6 protein-coding genes and 1 tRNA gene are annotated in these 9,705 nt (G+C 58.3%); 3 read left to right on the forward strand and 4 right to left on the reverse strand.

The window, feature by feature from the left end; translation table 11 throughout:
• The first annotated feature begins 413 nt into the window (after positions 1-413).
• From selA to D8U70_RS27025, 3 genes are all read left to right on the forward strand, one after another.
• Positions 414-1,826 (forward strand): L-seryl-tRNA(Sec) selenium transferase, encoded by a 1,413-nt coding sequence (selA, locus tag D8U70_RS27015; RefSeq protein ID WP_130930154.1) that lies wholly within the window; start codon positions 414-416, stop codon positions 1,824-1,826.
• Positions 1,823-3,739: a selenocysteine-specific translation elongation factor gene (gene selB, locus D8U70_RS27020; RefSeq protein WP_130930157.1), complete on the forward strand. Its 1,917-nt coding sequence runs from the start codon at positions 1,823-1,825 to the stop codon at positions 3,737-3,739. The genes selA and selB overlap by 4 nt, the downstream gene beginning before the upstream one ends.
• A 5-nt stretch (positions 3,740-3,744) precedes the next feature.
• A tRNA-Sec gene (locus tag D8U70_RS27025) sits at positions 3,745-3,840 on the forward strand.
• Between the two features lie 77 nt (positions 3,841-3,917).
• Here the strand turns inward: D8U70_RS27025 and D8U70_RS27030 are convergent.
• The 4 genes from D8U70_RS27030 to D8U70_RS27045 all read right to left on the reverse strand — a co-directional run bounded on the left by D8U70_RS27030 (position 3,918) and on the right by D8U70_RS27045 (position 9,482).
• Positions 3,918-6,203 (reverse strand): hypothetical protein, encoded by a 2,286-nt coding sequence (locus D8U70_RS27030; protein ID WP_130930155.1) that lies wholly within the window; start codon positions 6,201-6,203, stop codon positions 3,918-3,920.
• A 341-nt stretch (positions 6,204-6,544) separates the two neighbouring features.
• A complete protein-coding gene (locus D8U70_RS27035; protein ID WP_016770737.1) occupies positions 6,545-6,835 on the reverse strand; it encodes a type II toxin-antitoxin system RelE/ParE family toxin in 291 nt (96 codons plus the stop codon).
• Complete coding sequence (locus tag D8U70_RS27040; RefSeq protein WP_016770738.1) at positions 6,828-7,073, reverse strand: type II toxin-antitoxin system ParD family antitoxin; 246 nt, start codon at positions 7,071-7,073, stop codon at positions 6,828-6,830. Before D8U70_RS27040 ends, D8U70_RS27035 begins: the two co-directional genes overlap by 8 nt.
• 339 nt (positions 7,074-7,412) lie before the next feature.
• Positions 7,413-9,482 carry a hypothetical protein gene (locus D8U70_RS27045; protein WP_130930156.1) on the reverse strand — a complete coding sequence of 690 codons (2,070 nt, stop codon included), beginning with the start codon at positions 9,480-9,482 and terminating at the stop codon, positions 7,413-7,415.
• Between the last annotated feature and the right edge of the window lie 223 nt (positions 9,483-9,705).

Genomic DNA, 9,705 nt, shown 5'->3' on the forward strand with positions numbered 1-9,705 from the left:
CGAAGGCGTCAGGTCAGCCACCTCCACATTGACTGACACACCGCATTCGCGAGCAAGCTCGCTCCCACAGGTTTTGTGGTGACCAACAATGTTCATTCCACCCCGAATCCCTGTGGGAGCTGGCTTGCCAGCGATTCGGTCGGCACATTCACCGCCTTCTTTGACTGACCCACCGCAATCGCTGGCAAGCCAGCCACAGATTTGTGTGCCGAATCACAAAGCCCGGTCCGCCCCGGATTTCTCTGTGGGAGCGAGCTTGCTCGCGAAGGCGTCAGGTCAGCCACATCCACATTGACTGACACACCGCATTCGCGAGCAGGCTAGCTCCGGCAGTGCGTCTACACTTCTGAAACCCTTTTAGGGAGCAAGCTTGCTCCCAAAAGGGATTGTTTCAGTGAAATCAGGAGTGGCTGATGTCTTCCAGCGTTGCCCTGCGGTTGCCGTCCATTGATGGGTTGTTGCGTCATCCGGCGTGCGCGCCGTTGGCCGAGCGTTACGGCCGGGATTCGTTGCTGACGGGCCTGCGTCAGTTGCTCGATGAGCTAAGGCCCGGCGTGTTGAGCGGCCAATTGGCAGCTGTGGAGATCGGCCCCGAAGTGCTCGCCGGCCGCGTCGGCGAACGCTTGGCGCAACAACAACGCAGCCAGGTGCGCCGGGTATTCAACCTGACCGGCACGGTGCTGCACACCAATCTCGGTCGCGCCTTGCTGCCCGAGGAAGCCATCGAAGCGGTGCAAATGGCCGCACGCTATCCGCTCAATCTCGAATTCGATCTGGGCAGCGGAAAGCGCGGTGATCGTGACGACCTGATCGAAGGCCTGATCCGCGAACTGACCGGCGCCGAAGCCGTCACCGTGGTCAACAACAATGCCGCTGCCGTGCTGCTGACCCTCAACAGCCTCGGCGCGCGCAAGGAAGGCATCATCTCGCGCGGTGAGCTGATCGAAATCGGCGGTGCCTTCCGCATCCCCGACATCATGGCCCGGGCCGGCGTGCGCCTGCACGAAGTCGGCACCACCAACCGCACCCATGCCAGGGATTACCAAGCAGCAATCGGCCCGCGCAGCGGTTTGATCATGCGCGTGCATGCCAGCAACTACAGCATCGAAGGCTTCACCGCGCGGGTGCCGACTGCGGAACTGGCCGAGTTGGCACACGCTCATGGCTTGCCGTTGCTGGAGGACCTGGGCAGCGGCAGTCTGCTCGACCTGACGCGCTGGGGGCTGCCGGCGGAACCGACCGTGCGGCAGGCGCTGCTCGATGGCGCTGACATCGTCACCTTCAGCGGCGACAAATTGCTCGGCGGGCCGCAGGCCGGATTGATTGTCGGGCGCAGAGAACTGATCGCGAAGATCAAGAAGAACCCATTGAAGCGTGCGCTGCGGGTCGACAAGTTGACCCTGGCCGCGCTGGAGGCGGTGCTCGGTTTGTACCGCGACCCTGATCGCCTCGTCGAGCGCCTGCCGAGCCTGCGCCTGCTGACCCGGCCGCAAGCGGAGATTCATGCTCAGGCTGTGCGTTTGCAACCGTTGCTCGCCGATGTGTTGGGCGAGGTCTGGCAGGTCAGTGCAATCGAGGCGTTGGGCATGATCGGCAGCGGCAGCCAACCGGTGGCGCGTCTGCCGAGTGCAGCGCTGTGTTGTCGCCCGCAGGTGTCCAAGCGCTGGCGCGGGCGGTATCTGCTCAATCTCGAAGCAGCGTTGCGCGGTTTGCCGATCCCGGTACTCGGGCGAATCGGCGACGATGCGCTGTGGCTCGATCTGCGTCAGCTCGACGATGAGCCAGCGTGGCTGGCGCAGTTGCCGCAATTGCAGGTCGACCGGTGATCGTCGGCACGGCGGGGCACATCGACCACGGCAAGACTTCGCTGTTGCAAGCGCTGACCGGGCAAACCGGCGACCGCCGCCCGCAGGAGCGCGAACGCGGCATGACCATCGACCTCGGTTATCTCTACGCCGAACTCGCAGCGGGCGCCGGGCTGACCGGCTTCATCGACGTACCCGGCCACGACAAATTCACCCACAACATGCTCGCTGGTGCGCAGGGCATCGATCTGGTGCTGCTGGTGGTCGCGGCCGACGACGGCGTGATGCCGCAGACCCGCGAGCATCTGGCGATCGTCGAACTGCTCGGCATTCCCCGCGCGCTGGTGGCGATCACTAAATGCGACCGGGCGGGAGCGGGCAGGGTGGAAGAGGTGCAGCGTCAGGTGCTCGACCTGCTCGCGCCCGGACCATTTGCTGATGCGCCGATTTTTACCGTGTCGAGCTTGAACGGGCAGGGCGTCGATGAGTTGCGCGCGGCATTATTGCAGGCGCACAACGAGGTGCAGGCGCGCGGTTGTGAGGGCGGCTTTCGTCTGGCGATCGATCGGGCGTTCAGCGTCGCGGGTGCTGGGATTGTGGTCACGGGCACGGCGTTGTCGGGCACGGTTGCGGTGGGCGACAAGCTTGTCTTGGGGCTTGCGGGCAAATCGGTGCGTATCCGTGGCCTGCACGCGCAAAACCAGGCCGCCGAACAGGCGTTCGCTGGCCAACGCGTGGCATTGAATCTCAGCGGCGATCGTCTGGAACTGGCGCAGATCCACCGAGGCCAATGGCTGCTGGCGGATTGGCTGCACGCCCCGACCCAGCGCATCGACATCGACTTTCAGCTGTTGCCCGGCGAGCGCACCTTTGAACACTTTCACCCGGTGCATCTGCACCTTGGCACGCAAGATGTCATCGCCCGCGTCGCCTTGCTGCAAGGCCCGCGCCTGAGTCCCGGCGAGCGCATGTTCGCGCAATTGCTGATCAACGCGCCGGTGCACGCGGTGAAAGGCGATCGATTGATCCTGCGCGACTCCAGCGCCCAGCGCACCCTCGGCGGCGGCACGGTCCTCGACCCGTTCGCCCCGGCGCGCCAACGCCGCAGCCCGGAACGCCTCGCGCAACTGCAAACCCTCGCGCTCAGCGTCAGCCTCGAACAGGCCCTGCCGGCACTGCTCAACCACAGCCCCGGCGGCCTCGACCCGCAACGCCTCGAACGCCAGTTCAACCGCCCGCGCCCGCAGTGGTCGCTGGCAGAAAACATCCGCCTGATCGATACCCGCCAAGGTCCACTGCTGTTCAACGTGCAGCGCTGGGGTCAGTTGAAATTCACCTTGCTCGAACAACTGGCGCGATTCCACGAACAAGAACCCGACCAGATGGGCCCGGACCGCGATCGTCTGCGCCGCTTCAGCGCGCTGGCGCTGGAACGCTCGACCTTCATCAGCCTGCTCGACGAACTGCTCAACGCCGGCTCCATCCTCGCCAGCGGCCCCTGGCTGCACCTGCCCGATCATCAGGTGCGCCTGAATGCCGACGACGAAATCCTCTGGCAGCAATTACAGCCGTTGTTCGAACAGGCCGGTTTCGACCCGCCCTGGGTGCGCGACGCGGCGAAAATGCTCGGCGAAGACGACGCCAACGTTCGCCTGCTGCTGCGCAAACTCGCCCGGCTGGGCCTGATGCACCAGGTGGTGCGCGACCTGTTTATCAGCGACATCGTCCTGCGGCAAATGGCGGCGCTGCTGCTGAAACTCGCCGAAGAAAATCCGTCGATTCAAGTGACAACCTTCCGTGATGCGCTAGGCTTGGGACGCAAACGCTGTATTCAGTATCTGGAGTATTTCGACCGACTCGGCCTGACCCGCCGCCTCGGCGAATCCCGCCAGATCCGCCCCGACAACGCGCTGGCCAACGCCTGCGCACCCTGAGTTCAGGAAGACAATCGCGCCCGGTGGCGCGGCCGGGCTTCAAACCCGGTTGGGGACGGCATCCGTTCCCGGGCAGGTTCGACTCCGGCTGTCTTCCGCCAGATTTCACTCACTATCCCTAGACAGCGTTAACCAAACCAAGATTGTGCATGAGTTTGGGGTGTTTTTATTTGTCGCATTATATCGGTGGGGTGATTTTCCTGACGCGAATGTTGTCGCATTCAACGATGACATACGAACTAGTGACAATTCGTAAGTTGGAAAATGTGTCTGGCTGGGGTGTGCCTAGGTAAAAGTTGACTGTTATGGTTCGCCAAGTAGCGCTGGCCGGCAAAATTTGTAAAGGTAGTAATATGTATTCTATCTGAGCGTGGTCTAGCATCAAGATAGAGATGTTAAGGGGGTTGGAGCATCGATAGTCTAAGCTTAGGGTGCAAGGAGTACCGGTTCTAATGTGATCGTAAGATTTGGTTAGGTTTAATCTATATAGTTCTTGATTTAAAGTACCTCTGGCGAAATATTCATCTCCGCTTTTTATTACAGAGCCATGATGCTCGTATGTGAATCGCCATCCATTCATTTCATTATTTGTGAAAGTAGTCAGATCATCAAACCCCTTCTCAATCGTATAAACTTTCTTTGGCAACGATCTGTACCCAGTTTCAGTTTTATCAAACGAAACTTTTGCCTCAATCTCAAGTGTCGAGTCTTCTTCCAGCACTAGCAACTTGTCCAGTGGCACTGGATGGCGTATCCCACCCAAATCCTCCGCCGTCACCTCTTTCCCTTTATAAGCCTCTTCAACAATTCCCGTACTTCCATCACGCTTTATTTCCCTATACGTCAGCCATATCTTTTGCCCCAAGGCAATCAGCGGCCAAGCGGTCGTCCGCGTATGATCCGTCGGCAACACATCCGCAGGGTCCAGCTCATCTCCCGTCACCCGGTCGATCGTCGGCGTGGGCAATCGGGGATCCGCGTCCGCAATGTCCTGCACGCTCAGTAACAGCGGCAGGGAATCGCGCGTAGCCGATCCGGTTGTCTTGCTGTAATCCACCGTCACATTGCCACCGAAACTGTACGCAAGCACTTTGTTGTCCAGCGCAATCTCCTGCGTGCCCAGCACTTTGACCACGTGAGGCGGCGAGGTGTAGGAGCCATCGGCAGGCGTGCCCTGGGCGGCGATCCAGCGCACTTGGATTACATCATCAAGCTGAATGGATGGATCAAAGACCAAAGCGGTCAGCGCATCTTTCGCCGCAAGCGGATCCAGGCTGTTGCCTGGTGCCTGTTTGATTATGGGCGCTACCAGATCCGGCGCCGCTTCGCCGATGACCTCGGCCTCGGCCGTTCTGGAGTGCCCAATGACGGTGCCTGCCGGCCGTTCCAGCTCATAACGCACCTGCAAGCGCGCGCCGGAAGTCAGTTGATCGTTGGGTAGCTCCAGAATGCACGGTAGCAGCGTCCCGAACTTGTCGGTGATCACGCCTGGTGCAGTAGGTTTCTCGGCCGAATCGTCCAACTTATAAAAGCCCCTCACCGTGTCGCCCTTTTGAAAATCGGGAGTAGTGGGAGCAACGACGATCAGTAGCGGCCGGCCCTCGAGTTTGTCGAGGTCCACAATCGCTGGATCGTCCATGTCATCGTCTGGATCCTCGCGCAGGATCGGCTGGGGCAGGAAGTTTCGCTCAAGGTCAATGTTGGCATGAATGTACTTCGACCAGCGGTTCCGGTGAGTGGTGTTGGCCAGTTGATCGACCACCGTGTAAGAGAACGGGCAGTTGTTCATGCTGCCAATTTTTTGAAAGGTGTCGGGACCGATCAGCACCGAGAATGCCTTGCCCGCCTGTTCCGGCGTTACCGTGTGTTTGAAGGTCTGGCGATTGATCTCGTATGTCACCTCATCGTAGGCGCGGCAATGAGGGTAATCGAACGTCAGGAGTACGCCTTTGGCGGCCTGATCCTTGTCGATCACCGCCGGGTTGCCGAGCCCTTCGGGCAGACTGATCAGCAGCCCCGGATGATCGCCGGTGCCAGGCACATCATTGCCGCCGGGCAACGTGTCGTTGTAGAGCGCCCACGCTTCGATGGATTTGCTGTCATTGCCGGCGACGTTTTTCAGAATGTATTGGATTGTGTTGATGACGCCGTCGTGAAGTGCCCTCTGGAACACGGTGAAGGTCATTCGCTCGTTGATGACTGGCTGTGGAACCCCGCTCTGCTCACCGTTGACGAAGAGTCTGATACTGCCATATTCACCAACGTCCGTAGGCGGATCGACCACCACCTGTACACCAGCGGCGTTGATTTCATCACGCGTGAGGTCCGTGAATACCTTTAACGGCAAGCCATAGGTGACTGTCGGTGGCTCTGCTGGCGGGTCAGTGATCACGTTCTCGGTGGCAACAGGGATTATCACCGGATACAGCGTCATGACCGTGTTGTCGGGTTGCGTCTTTTCCATGGCACACCTTCCTGATGAGACGGCCAGGGAGGGCCGGCCGGGATGGAGATATCAGATACCGGGCGGGAGAAATTGGCTACTGTCAGATCTGACAGTTGAAAGTGGGTTTGCGACGGACGGTAGGTCTGCACTCAGAGATGCGCAGGCCGATGCCGACGCACAATCAGCGGCGCGGCCGGGCTTGAAACCCGGTTGGGGACGGCATCCGTTCCCGGGCAGGTTCGACTCCGGCTGTCTTCCGCCAGTCTCCCAAAAGCAAAGATCGCAGCCTTCGGCAGCTCCATCGATTTGTAGGAGCTGCCGAAGGCTGCGATCTTTTGATTTTCGGTGATACGAGAAGGTTAGAGATTACGCTGCGCTTCCATCCGGTCATGCAAAATTCTGATTATCGCGATCCCATAGGCGGTGATTCGAAAATAAATCACGTGACTCTCCACGCTGCAGCGTCGGTAACCGGGGCGGATCGCGTCGCATGCGGGTGCTGTTTTGGGACGATCAGCCAACTGCTCGAAAGACGCAGTCAGGATGTCGATGTAGCGATTGGCCTGATCCAAACCCCATTGTTGAGCTGTATAGGTCCAGATAGCCTCAAGATCCGCTTCGGCGGCGGGGGTAAGTCGGTATTCAGCCATGCGCCCTCAACATTCTCTTTTTGAAAGCATCAGCATCGAATGGCCGGGGGGCACCACTGGATTCTCCTTCTCGAAGGGCTGCGCGGACGGTTTCCAGTTCAGCGTTTCGCTCTTGCTCTCGACGGATCAAATCGCGGATATATTCGCTGTCGTTGGTGTAATGTCCCGCTTCTATTTGAGCTTTGATCCAATGGTCTTGCTGGTCAGTCACGGTTATGGTTTTTCGTACGGTAGCCATGGTCGGGCCTTTTGCGGGTGGGGAACTTTGCGCAAATTATCATACTAATGGTGCGCTAGCGAGTATGAGCCTAGCCGTTACAAGAACGAATCACAGCCTTCGGCAACTCATGCGTATATCACTCGAGCTGCCGCAGGCTGCATTTTCAGAACCGCAACCGAATCTGCTGCCCGAACACATCCATCGGGTTAAATAAATCCGTCCCCTTTGTGATCGCGAGCAGGCTCGCTCCCACATTTGGAATGCGGTCAATCTGTGGGAGCGGGCCTGCTCGCGAAAGGGTCATTACGGCCGGCACAAAGACTCGACTCATCCACGCTGTTTAAATCAATGGTATGGCTATTCGTCAAGCAACAAGGGCAGCTTCCGCCGTCGACCTATGACAGGGTAACTACCGCTGATGGTAGTTAGGCCGATGGCCACCCCCATATGTCGATGATCTGCGGGGTCGGGAGGAACGGCTTTACCATTGGCAAACAGATAGGTGATTTGGGCTTGGTCGTTTATGGCAATGGTGCCATAAAAATTAGGAGATCTCTGACCTAGAAAACTTGATTGAAACTGAAAACAGATGGGGGGGTTGAAGGTTTGCGTGGTAGTCCTTGTAAACGGAATAGGCTCCAGGCCCTGATCTCGCAGGTAGGCGTGCGCCGCACCCCAAGTCAAAGCTCGGGAATCAGCGAATAATTCGTACACATTGGAAGATTTCACCGGGTATTGAGCAGTTCTCCCCGCTGCATCTCGTACTTCGATCACGGTCGACCCGTTTGAGACAGAGTAGACCTCACCCGTCGTGAAGTGGACGGTTGCGATGTGCACGTTGTGAGAGGTGAAGGTAAAAGGCGGGGTTCCATCAACTGGAAGCCGAGTTGCATGGGACTGTGGAGACTTATAGCTGGTTCGGGTCCAGTCTGGCTGATAAGTGGATTGCGGGGACATATAGTAGTTGAGGCCGTCGAGCAGCATTTCCGACGGATCTATCTTCAATGGCTTGGCCACACTCACCGTATAAGTACGCACCCGAAGCGACACCGCTTTTGTCTTGTCCTTAAGCCCATCAAGATTGACGGCACAAACCACTCTCAACGAGCTTCCATCTTTCAGGTTCTTCAACCACTCGACTTGCGCCAGGAACGAAATCCTGTCGGCCAGTTCACTAGGCCCGCCGGTCGAAACTTCCTTGGTTACCGGGTTTCCATCCGCGTCGACGCCTTCAAAATCAACCCAGACCGGGTGGGTCTGTTGCATCAGTGGAATTTTTTCCGAGAGCACCCGCGCATCATTCGGTAGTTCCGGAACGTTGAGCTGCTGCCCCATTTCTCCCGCAATATTCGGAGTCGGCAAGCGCGGGTCATCCACCGCGATTTTTTCGATGACCACCTCCAGAGGAGGGGATTCGCCGCTGGGCACGCCATCACGAATCAATACCCACGACACCTGGATTGTTTTGCCTTGATGAGCGAGGAGGAACGCCACGCTGAATGTGAAATTGGCGCGATGGTTGGTGTTGAATGCCACTTGCGGAAATGATGATCCCGGTACGCCATCGACAATCTTCAGCGTCGCCTTGTCGTTTGCCAAAGCGGCTTGGAACTCGGCCCGCACCTTCACTCCGCCTTCACTTGCCAGCACATCGATTGGGGAGACGGCGTTAACGAGTGTCGGCGGCTCTTGGGAGATCTTGTCCAGATCCACTTCCACGAACACGGCATCGGACCAGGTTGGAGGGCCGGACGGGTTGGTCAGGTAGTCGACAACGCGATATTTGATTTCGAAGGTTTTATCGTTGCCACCCTCGATCAGCTTGTCTTTCGGGATGTCGATCACCACACTTTGTGGCACGGGAGGCAGGGGCGACACACTGCTGGGTGTGAGCTGATATTGGTGATGCGCGCCATTGCAAGACACAAAAATCCGGTCATACCACTGCGGGTTGGCGTAGGTGACAGTCACCTTGAACTTGTCAGCTTCCGCCTGGTTGATGACCTTGTGGCTGACGGTGAGATTCAATACCGGTGGTAAATCACCGGGCGGAGAGGTTCGATGGTAGAGCACCAGCTCAGGTGTGAGTTCATCATTCCCGGACGTGCGCTCAATGTGAATTTTGATGCGGTTAAGGCCTTTTTGCAGTAAGCCCGCAGGCAGGCGCAAGGGCGTATCGTCGCTTTCCTTGCCCTCAGCGATGGTGGTGCTAGGCCCTTTGTTGTCGTTGACCAGCAGGACGAGCTTATCGTTCTTGGTCTGATTCAAGTAAGCCAGCATGAGGACCAACAAGCCCTCGGTTTCATTGGCTTTCACAATGGTGACGCCGCCATGGACGTCTGCCATTGCAGGTTCCAGCTCAACCATTTCGGGGGCGTACGGGCGGGTCAGTGCAAACGGTTCAACGAAGTTACGGATGCGACTCATCGCATTCTCCTTGGGTGACATAGGAACGCTCTTGCTGCATCTAATGCGAGATGGGCCACATCGTCACCTGTCAACTCTGACAGGTAGGAGGGGGTTTGCGATGAACGGTCATGAAGAGTGTTCCCATGCGCAAAGGCATGCAGCCGGGACGCTCCGGGTCCCATCGGGAGCCGAACGCGGAGCGTCCGTTGAGGCATTCCCACGCAGGAGCGTGGGAACGATC

The organism is Pseudomonas sp. Sample_20, assembly GCF_004307585.1.
GTDB lineage: Bacteria > Pseudomonadota > Gammaproteobacteria > Pseudomonadales > Pseudomonadaceae > Aquipseudomonas > Aquipseudomonas atacamensis.

Excerpts from the sequence above, each read along its gene's own strand:
- D8U70_RS27040 (WP_016770738.1), bottom strand. The coding sequence starts at position 7,073 with ATGGCTACCGTACGAAAAACCATAACCGTGACTGACCAGCAAGACCAT.
- D8U70_RS27035 (WP_016770737.1), bottom strand. The coding sequence starts at position 6,835 with ATGGCTGAATACCGACTTACCCCCGCCGCCGAAGCGGATCTTGAGGCT.
- D8U70_RS27045 (WP_130930156.1), bottom strand. The coding sequence starts at position 9,482 with ATGAGTCGCATCCGTAACTTCGTTGAACCGTTTGCACTGACCCGCCCG.
- D8U70_RS27030 (WP_130930155.1), bottom strand. The coding sequence starts at position 6,203 with ATGGAAAAGACGCAACCCGACAACACGGTCATGACGCTGTATCCGGTG.
- selA (WP_130930154.1), top strand. The coding sequence starts at position 414 with ATGTCTTCCAGCGTTGCCCTGCGGTTGCCGTCCATTGATGGGTTGTTG.